General features: G+C 65.2%; 13 protein-coding genes. 3 read left to right on the top strand and 10 right to left on the bottom strand.

Annotation, left to right across the window (positions count from 1 at the left end):
* Nucleotides 1–128: 128 nt before the first annotated feature.
* The 9 genes from BTW07_RS08305 to def form a co-directional block, all read right to left on the bottom strand.
* Nucleotides 129–1,343 carry a TraB/GumN family protein gene (locus BTW07_RS08305; RefSeq protein ID WP_075569681.1) on the bottom strand — a complete coding sequence of 405 codons (1,215 nt, stop codon included), beginning with the start codon at nucleotides 1,341–1,343 and terminating at the stop codon, nucleotides 129–131.
* Nucleotides 1,344–1,467: 124 nt separating this feature from the next.
* Nucleotides 1,468–2,712 (bottom strand): serine/threonine transporter SstT, encoded by a 1,245-nt coding sequence (gene sstT, locus BTW07_RS08310; protein WP_075569682.1) that lies wholly within the window; start codon nucleotides 2,710–2,712, stop codon nucleotides 1,468–1,470.
* Between the two features lie 279 nt (nucleotides 2,713–2,991).
* Nucleotides 2,992–4,440 carry a TrkH family potassium uptake protein gene (locus BTW07_RS08315; protein WP_075569683.1) on the bottom strand — a complete coding sequence of 483 codons (1,449 nt, stop codon included), beginning with the start codon at nucleotides 4,438–4,440 and terminating at the stop codon, nucleotides 2,992–2,994.
* A 55-nt stretch (nucleotides 4,441–4,495) separates the two neighbouring features.
* Nucleotides 4,496–5,869 carry a Trk system potassium transporter TrkA gene (gene trkA / locus BTW07_RS08320; RefSeq protein WP_075569684.1) on the bottom strand — a complete coding sequence of 458 codons (1,374 nt, stop codon included), beginning with the start codon at nucleotides 5,867–5,869 and terminating at the stop codon, nucleotides 4,496–4,498.
* A gap of 179 nt (nucleotides 5,870–6,048) precedes the next feature.
* Complete coding sequence (locus tag BTW07_RS08325) at nucleotides 6,049–6,255, bottom strand: dodecin (RefSeq protein WP_075569685.1); 207 nt, start codon at nucleotides 6,253–6,255, stop codon at nucleotides 6,049–6,051.
* Nucleotides 6,256–6,345: 90 nt separating this feature from the next.
* The gene (locus BTW07_RS08330; RefSeq protein ID WP_244158334.1) at nucleotides 6,346–7,041 is read right to left on the bottom strand and encodes a nicotinamidase; all 696 of its coding nucleotides are present in this window, start codon (nucleotides 7,039–7,041) and stop codon (nucleotides 6,346–6,348) included.
* A 138-nt stretch (nucleotides 7,042–7,179) separates the two neighbouring features.
* Nucleotides 7,180–8,508: a 16S rRNA (cytosine(967)-C(5))-methyltransferase RsmB gene (rsmB, locus tag BTW07_RS08335; protein WP_075569686.1), complete on the bottom strand. Its 1,329-nt coding sequence runs from the start codon at nucleotides 8,506–8,508 to the stop codon at nucleotides 7,180–7,182.
* Nucleotides 8,505–9,566 (bottom strand): methionyl-tRNA formyltransferase, encoded by a 1,062-nt coding sequence (gene fmt, locus BTW07_RS08340; RefSeq protein ID WP_075569687.1) that lies wholly within the window; start codon nucleotides 9,564–9,566, stop codon nucleotides 8,505–8,507. The genes rsmB and fmt overlap by 4 nt, the downstream gene beginning before the upstream one ends.
* 134 nt (nucleotides 9,567–9,700) lie before the next feature.
* The gene (gene def / locus BTW07_RS08345) at nucleotides 9,701–10,207 is read right to left on the bottom strand and encodes a peptide deformylase (protein WP_075569688.1); all 507 of its coding nucleotides are present in this window, start codon (nucleotides 10,205–10,207) and stop codon (nucleotides 9,701–9,703) included.
* 188 nt (nucleotides 10,208–10,395) lie between these two features.
* Here def and BTW07_RS08350 point away from each other — a divergent pair, with 188 nt between their 5' ends.
* Both BTW07_RS08350 and dprA read left to right on the top strand, forming a co-directional pair.
* Nucleotides 10,396–11,688, top strand: a complete 1,293-nt coding sequence (locus tag BTW07_RS08350) for a LysM peptidoglycan-binding domain-containing protein (protein ID WP_075569689.1) — start codon at nucleotides 10,396–10,398, stop codon at nucleotides 11,686–11,688.
* A gap of 85 nt (nucleotides 11,689–11,773) precedes the next feature.
* Nucleotides 11,774–12,994 (top strand): DNA-processing protein DprA, encoded by a 1,221-nt coding sequence (gene dprA / locus BTW07_RS08355; RefSeq protein ID WP_075569690.1) that lies wholly within the window; start codon nucleotides 11,774–11,776, stop codon nucleotides 12,992–12,994.
* Nucleotides 12,995–13,048: 54 nt separating this feature from the next.
* Here the strand turns inward: dprA and BTW07_RS08360 are convergent, their stop codons facing one another.
* Nucleotides 13,049–13,888, bottom strand: coding sequence for a 5'-nucleotidase, lipoprotein e(P4) family (locus BTW07_RS08360; protein WP_075569691.1), 840 nt, complete (start codon nucleotides 13,886–13,888; stop codon nucleotides 13,049–13,051).
* Between the two features lie 190 nt (nucleotides 13,889–14,078).
* Here BTW07_RS08360 and tsaC point away from each other — a divergent pair, with 190 nt between their 5' ends.
* Nucleotides 14,079–14,627, top strand: a complete 549-nt coding sequence (gene tsaC / locus BTW07_RS08365) for an L-threonylcarbamoyladenylate synthase type 1 TsaC (RefSeq protein WP_075569692.1) — start codon at nucleotides 14,079–14,081, stop codon at nucleotides 14,625–14,627.
* The last annotated feature ends 70 nt before the right edge of the window (nucleotides 14,628–14,697 follow it).

Consider the following 14,697-nt stretch of genomic DNA (forward strand, 5'->3'; position numbering starts at 1 on the left):
CCAATTCATAAAATTTTTTCGGTGCGCCCGAAACCGGCGTGGTTGACGGCCTCAGGCGCGATATGGAGTCGTTTGCGCGGGATTCAAGCGCCGACCGGGTTGGACGGCGCACTCATCAGTCGGATCGATCAGCCGAGCAGTTGCCCGGCGATACGCAGCCCGGCGACCCAGGTCGCGATGGCGGAACCCACGCTCGATAGCAGGAAGACCAGCAGGGTACGGGCGACACGATTGCGCCACCAGCCGCGCCAATGGCTGACATCGCTGCGAAGCTTCGAGAAGTCGCCGACGGTGGGGCGACGAAGATAGAGCTCGACGCCGGCGGTCACGAAGCCGACGCCGATCGTTGGATTGAGCGAAGTCAGTGGCGCACCGAAGAACGCCGCCAGGATCGTCAATGGGTGCCCCAGCGCGATCAGTGCGCCCAGGGCGGAGAAGCTGCCGTTGATCAGTACCCATTCGCCGACCAGTGACCAGCCGAAGGCGGTATCGCGGCTGAAGCCGATGGCGAAGCCGGTCAGCACCAGGGCGACGATCACCCACGGGATCGCTTTCCACCAGCGCGAGCGGGGCGCGGCTGACTCCAGATTGGCGCGTTCCTGCATCACGGCGTCGAGTGGCGGCCGCTGCTGATCCAGGGTCTCCAGATGCGCCTTCATGCCCTTGAGGTGGCCGGCACCGATCACGACGAGCACGCGCCGGGCGCCGCCGTCCGGCAGCTCCTCGATCAGCTTGAGTGCCATGTAGCGATCACGTTCGGTGATCAGCGGTTCGTAGAGCGTCTGAGACTGTTCCGCGAATTCGGCGAAGGTGGATTCGAGCACGTCGCCCTGCTTGAGCTTCTCGATCTCTTCGCTGGAGACTTTCTGGCGCGACAGCACGCTGCCCAGCAGCCCGGAAATCAGGCTGAAGCGCTTGTACCACGGCACGTTCTGATAGATACGCTTGAGCGTCACGCCGATCTCGCGATCGATCAGATAGAGCGGCAGGCCGGCGCGCGTTGTCTCCTTGACCGCGGCGCGCATCTCCGCGCCGGGTTCGATCCCCGACTGTTCGGCCACGCGCTGCTGAAAGGCGCCGAGGGCGAGACTGGCGGCCACCATGCCCGCCTTGCCCTGCTTGAGCACCTGGAACAGGTCGAGCTTGGCCATGGCATCCGGCTGTACCAGGCTCTGGTGGCGGGAGGCACAGAGCTCGATCGCGACGGCATCGAATTCGCCGGAGCGAATCAGTTCGCTAACCTCATCGGCACTGGCCTGGGAAACGTGGGCGGTGCCCAGCAGCGTCAAGTGGTGGTCGGCGAGGTCGACGATCTCGCGAGGTCCGGCGGCGGTGTCAGACATCTAGGGGCGTTCCAAGACTGAAAGGACTGAAGGATAGTCGCCCCATATTGCACGTCACGCCGCCAATTCCAAACCGTGGATACCGAAAACGGCTCGAAACGGCGGCGCCGACTGCGGTTGCCGGTCAGTCATTCCCGGCGAGACGAGCCTTGGCGCGGGGAGAGCGACAGGCGGCGGCGGTAAACAGCACGTCGGTCGAGGAGTTGAGCGCGGTCTCGGTGGAGTCCTGAATCACGCTGATGACGAAGCCGATCGCCACCACCTGCATGGCGACATCCGCCGAGATTCCGAACAGGCTTGCCGCCATCGGGATCAGCAGCAGCGAGCCGCCGGCCACGCCGGAAACGCCGCACGCGGCCAGCGCCGAGACGACACACAGCAGCACCGCAGTGGCGAAATCCACATCGATTCCCAGCGTATGGGCGGCGGCCAGCGTCATCACGGTGATGGTGACGGCCGCGCCGGACATGTTGATCGTGGCCCCCAGCGGAATCGAGACGGCGTAGGTGTCGGTGTGAAGATCGAGCCGTTCGCACAGTTCCATGTTGACCGGAATGTTGGCCGCGCTGCTGCGGGTGAAGAACGCGGTGATGGCACTGCCGCGCAGGCAGGTAAATACCAGCGGGTAGGGGTTGCGACGGGTGTAGAGAAAGACGATCAGCGGATTGGTCACCAGCGCCACGAACGCCATGCAGCCGAGCAGCACGATCAGCAGCTGGCCGTAATCGGCCAGCGCGCTCATTCCCGTCGAGGCGAACGTCGTCGCGACCAGGCCGAAGATACCCAGCGGTGCCAGCCGAATGATCCAGCGCACCAGCCCGGAAACGGCATCCGAGAGATCAGCCAGTGCCCGGCGCGTGGTGTCGTTGGCCTGACGCAGCAGCAGCCCGAGTCCCACGGCCCATGCCAGAATGCCGATGAAATTGGCCTCGCTCAACGCGCTGATCGGGTTGTCCACCGCGCTCATCGCCAGATTGCGCAGTATCTCGGCGATCCCCGCCGGCGGCGTGCCACTGGCCCGAGGCGCGTCGATGATCAGTGACGTCGGAAAGAGAAAGCTCGCCGCGACCGCGACCAGGGCGGCAACCAGGGTGCCGATCAGGTAGAGCACCAGCACGCCGCGCACCTGGGTCGGTTGGCCACGCTGGTGGCTGGCTATCGCCGCCATGACCAGTACGAAGACCAGAATCGGAGCGACCGCCTTGAGCGCTCCGATGAAGAGATCGCCGAGAATGGCCACCGAAGGGGCGAGGGAGGGCGCCAGGACGGCAAGGGTCAGGCCCGCCGCGATGCCGATCAGGATCTGTGGAATGAGACCGATGCGAGGCAGGCGCGAGGAGACGGTTCGGGTATCGGAGCTGGCGGACATGACTCTCTCTTGAAGTTACCGAGATGGCAGTGGCGACGCGTGCCACGAGGGGCGGCATTCTATCATCGCTGCGCGCGCGGCACGCGCTGGAAGACCTGTCTTTCGATCAACCTTTGGTGGCATTGACTGCCGGCATGTCAGTTCTTGGAATTTTCGACGAAATCAGGCGGTTTTCAGCGTCCGTTGGCAGCGTCGGGGGGAGTGGGTGTCGTCGGCCGTCGCGTCGTCAAGCGTCGCGTCGTCAATCCTCATAAGGCGCCATCGGCCGTTGACGAGCGTTCAGCGGCGCCAGAATGCCGGTGTGAACAGCACCAGGATGGTGAATATCTCGAGGCGGCCGAGCATCATCGCCAGCACCAGAATCCACTTGGCGGTGTCGGGAATGTCGCCGTAATCGGTGGTGACCTCGCCCAGACCCGGGCCGAGATTGTTGAGCGCGGAGCCGACCGCCGACCACGCCGTTACCTGATCGAGGCCGGTGGCGAGCAGGGCCAGCAGCATCACCACGAACAGCATCATGTAGACCGAGAAGAATCCCCAGACGGCCTCGGCCACGCCCTCCGAGATGCGCATCTTGCCGACCTTGACGGCAAACACGGCATTGGGGTGAATCAGCCGATGGATCTCGCGGATGCCCTGTTTCAGGATCAGCAGGATCCGGATCACCTTGATGCCGCCGCCCGCCGACCCCGAGCAGGCGCCCACGAAAGCCGCCATGAACAGCATGATCGGCAGCACGCCGGGCCACAGCGTGAAATCGGCCACGCTGAAGCCCGAGGTGGTTGCTACCGAGACCGCCTCGAACAGGCCATGACGGATCCCGGTGGCGTCGTGATAGGTGCCGGTGGCGAACAGCGTGATGATTGTGATCGCGATCAGCAGGCCCAGAAACGTCACGAAGAAGCGGAATTCCGGATCGCGGATGTACTGCATCAGGCGCCGTTCGCGCCACACCGCGAAGTGCAGGCCGAAGCTGACCGAGGAGACGATCATGAAAAACGCGCAGATCATCTCGATCATGGCGCTATCGAAGTGACCGATGCTGGCGTCATAGGTGGAGAATCCGCCGACGGCCACGGTGGCGAAGCTGTGGCCGATGGCATCGAACCAGTTCATGCCGGCCACCCAGTACGCCAGCGCACAGACCACGGTCAGAATCACGTAGATGTACCACAGCGCCTTGGCTGTTTCGGTGATCCGCGGTGTCAGCTTGGAATCTTTCAGCGGCCCGGGGATTTCGGTGCGGTAGAGCTGCATGCCGCCGATGCCGAGCGTCGGCAGGATCGCCACGGCCAGTACCACGATCCCCATCCCGCCCAGCCACTGGAGCTGCTGGCGGTAGAAGCGAATCGAGGCCGGCAGATGCTCGATGCCGCTGAGAACCGTCGCCCCGGTGGTGGTGAGACCCGAAAAAGACTCGAACAAGGCGTCGGTAAACGACATCGACGGCGCTTCGGAGACCATGAAGGGGATCGTTCCGAACAGCCCGAGGACGCTCCAGAACAGCACCGTGATGATGAAGCCGTCACGGGTGCGTAGCTCGCGTTTGGCGTGGCGGTTGGGCCAGTAGAGCAGGGCGCCGGTGACGATGGATATCGCCATGCCGGCCCCGAAGGCATGCCAGTTGCCGTCGTGGAAGATCCGGGCGATGACGATCGGCGGCACCATGGTCAGGCTGAACAGCATCAGCAGCAGCCCGACGATGCGCAGAATCACCAGCAGGTTCACGGAAGGTCGCTCCCAGCCGGCCGAAGCAAGCGGGTCGTGCCGAAGGCGTGATGCATCAGAAGAAGGTCAGGCCGACTTGGAATAGCCGCTCGACGTCGCGAATGCGGCGCTTGTCGATCACGAACAGGATCAGGTGGTCGCCGCTTTCGATCATGACATCGTCATGGGCGATCAGGACTTCCTTGCCCCTGACGATGGCACCGATGCTGGTGCCGCTGGGCAGATCGACCTCGCTGATCGTGCGCCCGACCACGCGGGAGGAGCGTTTGTCGCCGTGGGCGATGGCTTCGATCGCCTCGGCGGCGCCACGGCGCAGCGAGTGGACATTGACGATATCGCCGCGGCGTACGTGCGTCAGCAGGCTGCCGATGGTGGTCTGCTGCGGCGAGATGGCGATATCGATCTCGCCACCCTGGACCAGATCCACGTAAGCGGCGTTGTTGATCAGCGTCAGTACCTTCTTGGCGCCGAGACGTTTGGCCAGCATCGACGACATGATGTTGACCTCGTCGTCGTTGGTCAGCGCGCAGTAGATGTCGCAATCCTCGATGTTCTCTTCGAGCATCAGCCGCTTGCTGGTGGCGCTGCCGTGCAGCACCACGGTGCGGTCGAGCTTTTCGGAGAGCGCGCCGCAGCGGGTGAGATCATGCTCGATGATCTTGACCTGATGCTTGTGCTCCAGCGTCTCGGCCAGGCGCTCGCCGATATTGCCACCGCCGGCGATCAACACGCGCCGGAAGTCGCGATCGACCTTGCGAAGCTCCCCCATCACGGTGCGGATATCGCGCCGCGCGGCGATGAAGAAGACTTCGTCGTCGGCTTCGATGACGGTATCGCCGGTAGGAATGATCGGTCGGTCGCGGCGGTAGATCGCCGCCACGCGGGTATCGATGTTCGGCATGTGGCGGCGCAGGAATCCGAGCTCCTGGCCCACCAGCGGGCCGCCGTAATAGGCCTTGACCGCGACCAGTTGGGCCAGGCCACCGGCGAAATCGAGCACCTGCAGCGCGCCGGGATACTCGATCAGACGACGGATGTGGTCGGTCACCACCTGTTCCGGGCTGATCAGCACGTCCACCGGGATCGCATCGTTGGAGAACAGGCTCTTGCGCGTCAGGTAGGCCGTCGAACGTACGCGACCGATCTTGGTCGGCGTTCGGAACAGCGTGTGCGCCACCTGACAGGCAACCATGTTGATCTCGTCGGAGCTGGTCACCGCGATCAGCATGTCGGCGTCTTCGCCACCGGCCTGACGCAGAATGTTGGGGTAGGACGCGGTACCGATCACCGTCCGGATATCGAGGCGGTTCTGCAACTCGCGCAGCCGCTCCTCGTTGATATCCACCACCGTGATGTCGTTCTCTTCATTGGCCAGGTGTTCGGCCAATGTGCCGCCGACCTGACCGGCACCCAGAATAATAATTTTCATGCCTAACCGTCACGGAAATACGGCGTACCGCCTGCCAGTTTACCCGGCGCCCGGAAGCCGGGACGAACCCCGCCGGGCGCCGAAATCAGCGCGTAGCATAACGAGCCGGGCGGCCGAATGACAGGACCGTGGACGACATCTCTGCGGCCGGCCCTGACCTTCGCCGCAGGCGGCGTCGATCAATCCAGCGTGACGCCGACCTTGATGGTCACCTGCCAATGAGAAAGCTGGTTGTCCTCGAGATGGCCACGGGTCTCGGTAACCTCGAACCAGCGCATCCCGTGCAGCGTCTTGCTGGCCTTCTGCAGCGCGTTCTGAACGGCATCCTCGATGCTGGTGGTCGAAGAACCGGTAAGTTCGATCTGCTTGTAGACGTGGTCGCTCATGATGAAACTCCTGGGGTGAACCGTGGTTGTGGGTCCCGGCGGTCGCTTCCGGGGTTTCGGAGATATTCAAGGACCTGAAAGCCGAGAGGCTCAGATATCGACGATGGCGATACCCAGATCCGAGAGACGCTGGCGGGTATCGTCGTCGGTCTCGTAGGTGACCGGTCGCGTCAACGACCACAGAAAATGCGTCTTGAAGCCGGCCGCCACGGCGTCCTCGGCAGTCCACAGAACGCAGACATCGCGCGCCAGGCCGCAGACATGGACATCGGTGACCCGACGATCGCGCAGCCATCCGGCGAGCCCGGTGGCGGGGCGATGACCGTCGGGGCCGATATTGTTGCGAAAGGCGCTGTAGGAATCGATGCCGGGGTCGGTGCCCTTGCGAATGATCGCATTGCAGGATGCCCAGTCGATCGCCGGATGCAGGGCCGCGCCCTCGGTGCGCTGAATGCAGTGATCGGGCCACAGGGTTTGAGAGTGACCGTAGAACTCCAACGCTTCGAACGGTTGATGGGGCGGGTGCTTCGAGGCAAACGAGACGTGTCCTGCCGGGTGCCAGTCCTGGGTCGCCACCACATGATCGAACGCATGCTGGGCCAGCAACCACTCGAGACCCAGCAGGATCTCGTCGCCTCCGGTACAGGCCAGCGCGCCGCCGGGCATGAAGTCCGGCTGCACGTCGACGATGATCAGGGCGCTATGCGGGTTGATGCCACCGAGCGCCAACCCGGCGGGCTGCGTCTCGGTGCGTGGTGGACTATCGATAATATCGGTATCAGGCACGGCGAGCGCCCCCCGAGTGACGGATTCCCGTTCAGTATCGGAGGCGGGCGGGGATGTCGCAAGTGAGGCGGCCGCCAAGGCGGGGAGCTCGCATCTGGGCGCCATCGACGGCATCGATGCGCGCTCGCCTTGACGCGATCAGGCGTTCTTGCGAAGCCGGGCATAGAAAAAGCCGTCCTGACCTGCCGGCTGGGGAAACAGTTGGCGCCCGTGGCCGGCCGGCTGACCCCAGTCGAGATCGTCAGGCGTGTCGGCAACGGCGTCCGCTGTACGGGCCAGGAACGTTTCGATCTGATTCGCGTTTTCCGCCGGCAGCACCGAGCAGGTGGCGTAGAGCAAGATCCCGCCCGGTGCCAGCTTGGCCCACAGCGTGTCGAGCAGGCGTCCCTGCAGCGCGGCCAGTTCGGCGACGTCACTGTGGCGGCGGGCGAGCTTGATGTCCGGATGGCGTCGAATGACGCCCGTGCCGGAACAGGGCGCGTCGAGCAGGATGGCATCGAAGGGCTCACCGTCCCACCAGGCGTCGTCGGCGCCCGGGGCGCTGGCATCGCCTGCATGAAGCGTGGCTTCCAGTCCCAGCCGCTGAAGGGTCGAGGAGACCCGCTTCAACCGCGACGCGTCGACGTCCAGCGCGGTGAGCCGAACGTCGAAACGCTCGAGCAGATGGGCCGTCTTGCCGCCGGGCGCACTGCAGGCATCGAGAACGCGCTTCTCGGCGTTGTCCGCCAGTGCCGGTGCCAGCAGGTCGGCACACAGCTGAGCGGATTCGTCCTGGACGCTGACGTCGCCGTCGGCGAAGCCGGGCAGCTGGGTCACGTCGCAGGGCGTTTCCAGCTGAATGCCGTCTTCTGCAAAACGGCAGGGCACGGCGGCCAGTCCCGCGCTCTCCAGACGCTGCAGATAGGTATCGCGGGTGACCCGGCGACGATTGACCCGCAGCGTCATCGGCCCCGCTTCGTTGTTGGCCTCGCAGATCGCGCGCCAGGCGTCCGGCCAAGCATCGCGAAATTCGAGCAGTAGCCAGTCCGGATGCCACAGGGCGACCGGCGCTGCCTTGTCGACCTTGGCTTGCAACGCGACCGATTCACGCTGAAAGCGACGCAGGCAGCCGTTGAGCACACGGGTCGCCCACGGTTTGCCAAGCGCCCGCGCGGCACCCGCGGTCTCGCTGACGGCGGCATGGGCCGGCACGCGCATGTGCAAAATCTGGTACAGGCCGATCAGCAGCAGTGCCTGAACGTCGGTGTCGCGCTGTTTCATGGGCTCGCGCAGCAACTGCCCGGCGAGTGCTTCCAGACGCGGATGCGCCCGGCAGACGCCGAAGCAGAGCGCCTTGACGAAGCCGCGGTCGCGCTCCTTGATCACGCTGGAGGCCAGGTCGGCGTCCAGGCTCGACAGCGAGCCTTTGCCGTTCAGCACCGGCACCAGCAGTTGCGCGGCAAATGCGCGGGTATCGCCAGAGTTCATTGGGCGGCTTCCTTGGATGACTGATCGTGGCCTTGTTCGGAAGATGGGCCGGAATCTTGACCGAGACGCTGGCCGGAGCGAAGGCGAGGGTGATTGGCGTTGAGCAGATCGCGTGCCGCGAGCGGCTTGCCACCGGGCATCTGCAGCTGGGTTACCCGCAGCACCTCGCGGCCGTCGGCGCCGCAGGCGATCCGCAGCGCGTCGGCGGCGGATTCGAGCAGCGTACCCGGCTGTGGCGCGGCGGAGCTGACCCTGTCGGAGGGCACCGTCTGGTCGTCGGTTTCCGGCAGCGCCAACCACAGCCGCAGTGGCTCGCCGTCGAGCCGAGTCCAGGCCACCGGCCACGGGTTGAAGGCGCGAATGCGGCGTGACAGCGCGACCGCCGAATGATGAAAGTCGAGCTCCGCTTCCGACTTCGAGAGCTTGCTGGCGTAGGTGACGCCATCGTCCGGCTGCGGCGTGGCGCTCAGGCCGTTCCCGGCCAGCGCGTCGACGCCCTCGATCAGCGTCTGGCCACCGAGCTCGGCGAGACGATCATGCAGTGCGCCGCCGGTCGTGGTGTCGTCGATCGGCGTGCGCTTGATCAGCAGCATGTCGCCGGTATCGAGACCGGCATTCATCTGCATCAGGGTGATACCGCTCTCGCTGTCGCCCGCCTCGATGGCGCGCTGGATCGGCGCCGCACCACGCCAGCGAGGCAGCAGCGAGGCGTGGACGTTGAGGCAGCCGAGCCGAGGAATATCGAGTACCGCCTGTGGCAGCAGCAATCCATAGGCGACGACGATCATCACATCGGCCTCGAATTCGGCCAGCCGACGTTGGGCGTCCTGCTTCCTGAGACTGAGCGGCGTTTCCACCGGCAGCGCGTGCTCCAGGGCAAGGCGCTTGACCGGGCTGGGCGTGAGCTTGCGGCCACGACCGGCGGGGCGGTCAGGCTGCGTGTAGACCCCGACGACCTGATGACGGGAGGCGAGCAGGGCCTTGAGGCCTTCGGCGGCGAAATCCGGGGTGCCGGCGAAGACGATCCGCAGCGGTTGTCCTTCAACACGGTGGCTCATTCGCTAAGTTCCTGATGTCCGCTAAGTTCCTGATGTCCGCCAAGTTCCTGATGCATGCTGCCGGAAAATGAATGACGAAAGGCCGGCGTCGCGAGGACCGCCGGCCTTTGAGAGCCTGGGGGTGACGTGGGCGATCAGGCGTCCTGCTTCAGACGCTTCTGCATCTTCTTGAGAATCCGGTCGCGCTTGAGCGGCGACAGATAGTCGACGAACAGCACGCCTTCGAGATGATCGCACTCGTGCTGGATGCAGTGGGCCAGCAATCCGTCAGCGTCCAGTTCGTAGGCATTGCCGTCGCGATCGGTGGCCTTGAGATGAACCCGTAGCGCGCGCGGCACCTCGGCATAGTAATCAGGGATCGACAGGCAGCCTTCCTGCAGTGGCTCGCGTTCGTCATCCAGCGGCTCGTAGCTCGGGTTGATCAACACCAGCGGGCCATTGCGGTCGTCGCTGACGTCCATGACGATCACACGCTGATGGACGTCGATCTGGGTCGCGGCGAGTCCGATGCCGGCGGCGTCGTACATGGTTTCGAGCATGTCGTCGACCAGCGTACGGATGTCGTCGTCGACCTGGGCGACCGGTGCCGCTCGGGTGCGAAGGCGCGGATCGGGATACTGGAGAATGGTTCTGATGGCCATATTCGTTTGCGTGCCTATCGGCATGTTTGACGTGATCTCCCTATTGTAGAGCGCCAGCGTCGACGGGGGAACCGCTTCACGGGGATCGCGTGTGCCGCCGCTTGCGTGTCCTGCCCTCAAGTCCAGCCTGTCAGCGCCGATCTAGGACGTTATAGGTCGGTGGGTTCACGCTGGGGATGACAACGGCAATGATCAGTTTGGAAGGTTGGCGAGCGCGCCGCCCGCGCTGTCGTGGCGTGGCGGCGCGACTGCTGATGTCGGGCGGGCTGGCCCTGTTGGCGGCGCTGCCCACGTCGGCGTGGGCGCTGTCTGCGCAGGCCGATTCGCCGTCGGCTCGGTCCACTTCGCTGTCGCTTAGGGCGGATGCGCCGGCCAGTTATACCGTTCGCCAGGGCGATACGCTCTGGGGCATCGCCGCCCGCTTCCTCGAGGCGCCTTGGCGGTGGCAGGAACTGTGGCAGCGCAATCCGCAGATTGGCTCGCCGCGCAGCCTGTATCCCGGTGACGTGATCTCTCTGACGACGCGGGCCGGCACGCCGGGCCTTTCCCTCGAGCGCGGCCGCGGTCAGCCGGTTCGGCTCTCTCCCGGCGTGCGCCGCGTGCCAACGCGACAGGCGGTGCCGGGGCTGCCGCTGGCGCGTATCAAGGTCTTTCTCGAGGCCTATCAGATCGTCGATCCCGGCGTGCTCGAGGGCGCTCCGACCGTCGTCGCCGGGCAGGCCCAGCGGCTATTGAGCGGTGCGGGCGACAGGCTATACGCCCATGGGTCGCTGCCGGCGGTCGGGGCCACGCTCGGCGTCTACCGTCCAGGCAACGATTATCGCTCCCCCGCGGCATCCGATGACCTGGCAAATAGGTCGATAACCGGATCGACACCGAGATCGACACCGAGATCGACAACCACGTCGACAACCACGTCGACAGCCACGTCGACAGCCACGTCCAAAGCGACGTCGACAAACACGCCAGCCCAACGATCGCTGGGGCTGGAGTTGCGGCGTCTCGGTCACGTGCGGGTGAGTCGAAACGTGGGTGATGTCGGCGAGCTCGAGGTGCTGGACGCCGTGCAGGAGATTCGCAATGGCGACTACCTGCTGGCACTGGACGAAGGCGGCATTGCCACCCGGTTTCTGCCGCGTGCGCCTGAAACGCCGGTGGTAGCGACGATTCTTTCGGTGCCGCACGGGGTACGATTCATCGGCCGTCATGATGTCGTGGCGATCGATCGCGGTCGCGCCGACGGACTCGAGACCGGCCACGTGCTGCAAGTGATGCGCCAGGGCGAACGCGTGCATGACGACAGTCGCGACGACTGGGTGACGTTACCGGATACCGAAGCCGGCGCGGTGATGGTGTTTCGCGTTTTCGATCATCTCAGTTACGCCCTGGTGATGCGCACTTCTCAGGTGCTGGCGGTGGGCGATCAATTGGTCGTGCCGCGCGATCTTCGCGAGACTCTGGCCAGCGGAGGGGCATTTTGACGAGTCTGCTGACGAGCATTGGCGGTCAGGGTATTGCCAGGGCCGATCGTCGTTTCGACAGCCCTCATCGCCGCGGGTGTCGGCCATGACGCCGGGACTGCAAGACTGGCTCGCGCTCGACGCGCTTCCCGGGCTGGGGCCGGCCAAACTGGCACCGTTGGTGCGACGCTGGCGCGAGGGTGACGATCTGCACTGGCCTCAGGGTTGGCTGGCAGCGTTGCCAGCCAGCCTGGCCCAGCCGCTGCGACTGTGGTTGGAGCATCCGGCCCGAAGCCCGTTGACGCCTGCGATCGACGCCGCGATCGGGTGGGAGCGCGCCGACTCACTTCATCACCTGCTCCATCCCGGGCATCCGGCCTGGCCCGAATTGCTGAACCAGCTGCCCGACCCGCCGACGATACTCTGGGCCAAGGGCGACCTCGCGATCCTGTCGCGCCCCGCCATGGCGATCGTCGGTACCCGGCGGCCCACGCGGGAGGGGCAGGACAACGCCGCGCGCTTTGCCCGGGCGCTGGTCGAAAAAGGATTCTGCATCGCCAGCGGCATGGCGTTGGGCATCGATGGTGCGGCCCAGAGAGCAGCGCTTCAGGTCGGCGGCGCCACCATCGGCGTGCTTGGCTGCGGGGTGGATGTGGTCTATCCGCCTCGTCACGCCTCGCTCTACCGCGAATTGCTGGCCGGGCAAGGGCTGCTGCTTTCCGAGCATGCGCCGACGACGCGAGCGCATCCCCGCTTCTTCCCGCGGCGCAACCGCCTGATCACCGGGCTATCCCTCGGCGTGCTGGTGGTGGAGGCGGCGGAGAAGAGCGGGTCGCTGGTCAGCGCGCGTCTGGCGCTGGAACAGGATCGGGAGGTCTTCGCAATACCGGGATCGATTCACAACCCGCAGTCTGCCGGTTGCCTGCGCCTGATTCGCCAGGGGGAGGCGGCGCTGGTTCGCGACGTCGACGACATGCTTGCCGATCTGTCGACCTGGCAGGTGGCGGCGCTCGACCCGCTGTCGAAGCCGTTGGATCGGTCGCTAACCGCAATGGACGCCCCGCTCGATGATGCCGCGAACCCTCCAGCTTCGACGCCATCTTTATTCTCACCGTCACCGTTACCGTCGTCTCCGGCGTTGGCCGTTTCGCCCGTGGCGCCGGAGTCGCCGCTACTGGCAGCGCTCAGCGACGCCCCGACGCCGGTGGACCTGCTGGTCGAGCTGACCGGTCAGTCGGTGGCCGAATTGCAGCTGGGCCTGCTCGAGCTCGAGCTCGATGGCTGGGTGGCACAGACGACCGGCGGCTGGGTCCGAAGAGGGCGATGACGCTCGCTTCGGCCCCGCCTGCCTTGACTCGCTCTTCTACCGCCAATCTCTCGTCTACCGAGTCGCCGGTCCGCCCCACACTTCCAGATGGTTGCGACGGGCACGTGATTTTTGCTCGTCGCTCAGGCTCCAGTCGCCGCCGTAGATCGCTTCCTCCCAATCGCCGTAAGCCGGGTTGGGCAGCACGATGTATCGGCTGCCGAAGGCGTCGGCCTGGGCATTGACGGCGGCACGGCGAGCGGGGGCAGTGTCGCGATCGAAGCCGGCGGAAAAATCGCCGAGGTTGTCGCCCATCAGCAGTACGACCCAGTGTGATTGCGCCACGCGCTGGCGTCGTGCGGTCTTGTCGCTGGAATCGCTGCGCGGCAGGAAATGCTCGCTGTCGGCATCGGGAAAACCGACCTGCTGCAGGTTGCGAAGCGTCGCTTCGGTTTCGCTGTCGCGGCGATTGGTGACATAGAAGACCTCGACCCCGCGCGACGCGGCGTAGTCGAGAAACGCCTTGGCGCCGGGTATCGGCACGGCGCTGGCTTTCTCCACCCATTTATGCCAGCTGTCGCTGGCGTAGTTCTCGCTCTGGGCGATCAGCCAGGCTTCGTAGGGTGAGTTGTCGAGCACCGTCTCGTCGACATCGACGATGATCGCCGGCCGGCGCTGTTGGCCGTTGGCGGGTGCGGAGAGCGCACGGTCCAGATTCATGCGCGCCAGATTGAAGGCTTGATGGCTAAGCGCGGCGTATTCGCCGGAGGACTGCATCCAGACCGTTGCCATCACCAGTTCGTCGGCAAGAGACACCGGAGGGCCTAGCGGTTTCGCCGGATGCTGGGCGCAGGCGGAGAGTCCGCCGGCCAGGATCAGCGAGAGCAGAGACAGAGAGAGCGGGGAACGGGGCATGATCGGTTTCCTGGTCGTTTTGCCGTGAAGGAGTGCGTTGCCGATAGGTCAATATGGTCGGCGAGAGGCGGTCTTGCCAGTCGGAACAGGGAGCCGGGTGCGACGTTCAGGCACGGCAGGATGTGGTCCGGCCATGCTAGAATTCGTCCCCATTCAGCGCTGGGTTGGCTTGCGACAGAGAGATCGGGACATGCAGGAAAAGGCAGCGGCCGTGGCGTCACTCAAACGAGGCGGCATCATCGCGTATCCCACCGAAGGCGTCTGGGGTCTGGGTTGCGATCCGGACAATGAGCAGGCCCTGGCAGCGTTGATCGCGCTCAAGGGGCGCGCCAGCGACAAAGGGCTGATTCTGATCGCCGGTGACATCCGGCAACTGGCGGACTGGCTCGCGGGGGTCGATGAGGCGGCAATGGCCCGGCTGATTGACAGCTGGCCCGGCCCCAACACCTGGTTGATTCCCGACAACGGTCGTGCCAAACCGCTTCTGCGCGGTAATCATGTCACGCTGGCTGTGCGCGTCAGCGATCATCCGCTGGTACAGGCTCTGTGCGCCGCCTGGGGCGGACCGCTGGTATCGACCTCGGCCAACCGTGCCGGTGAGCCGCCGGGGATGAGCGCCGAACAGGTGCGCCAGACGTTCGGCGATGCGGTGGACGTGATCGTCGATGGCCCGCTTGGCGGTCGCGACCGGCCGAGCACCATCCGCGATCTGATGTCCAACCGGACGTTGCGCGCCTGAGCGCGCCAGCGTTTCCGCGGCCGCAATCCCGACTCACGCGCTGAACCCTATTCTCCGGACCTGAAGGAAC

Source organism: Salinicola socius, from assembly GCF_001937195.1.
GTDB classification, from domain to species: Bacteria; Pseudomonadota; Gammaproteobacteria; order Pseudomonadales; family Halomonadaceae; genus Salinicola; species Salinicola socius.

What these genes read in the sequence shown, in the direction of transcription:
- BTW07_RS08305 (WP_075569681.1), bottom strand. Translation starts at nt 1,343, where the DNA reads ATGTCTGACACCGCCGCCGGACCTCGCGAGATCGTCGACCTCGCCGAC.
- sstT (WP_075569682.1), bottom strand. Translation starts at nt 2,712, where the DNA reads ATGTCCGCCAGCTCCGATACCCGAACCGTCTCCTCGCGCCTGCCTCGC.
- trkA (WP_075569684.1), bottom strand. Translation starts at nt 5,869, where the DNA reads ATGAAAATTATTATTCTGGGTGCCGGTCAGGTCGGCGGCACATTGGCC.
- BTW07_RS08325 (WP_075569685.1), bottom strand. Translation starts at nt 6,255, where the DNA reads ATGAGCGACCACGTCTACAAGCAGATCGAACTTACCGGTTCTTCGACC.
- rsmB (WP_075569686.1), bottom strand. Translation starts at nt 8,508, where the DNA reads ATGAACTCTGGCGATACCCGCGCATTTGCCGCGCAACTGCTGGTGCCG.
- fmt (WP_075569687.1), bottom strand. Translation starts at nt 9,566, where the DNA reads ATGAGCCACCGTGTTGAAGGACAACCGCTGCGGATCGTCTTCGCCGGC.
- def (WP_075569688.1), bottom strand. Translation starts at nt 10,207, where the DNA reads ATGGCCATCAGAACCATTCTCCAGTATCCCGATCCGCGCCTTCGCACC.
- BTW07_RS08350 (WP_075569689.1), top strand. Translation starts at nt 10,396, where the DNA reads ATGATCAGTTTGGAAGGTTGGCGAGCGCGCCGCCCGCGCTGTCGTGGC.
- dprA (WP_075569690.1), top strand. Translation starts at nt 11,774, where the DNA reads ATGACGCCGGGACTGCAAGACTGGCTCGCGCTCGACGCGCTTCCCGGG.
- BTW07_RS08360 (WP_075569691.1), bottom strand. Translation starts at nt 13,888, where the DNA reads ATGCCCCGTTCCCCGCTCTCTCTGTCTCTGCTCTCGCTGATCCTGGCC.
- tsaC (WP_075569692.1), top strand. Translation starts at nt 14,079, where the DNA reads ATGCAGGAAAAGGCAGCGGCCGTGGCGTCACTCAAACGAGGCGGCATC.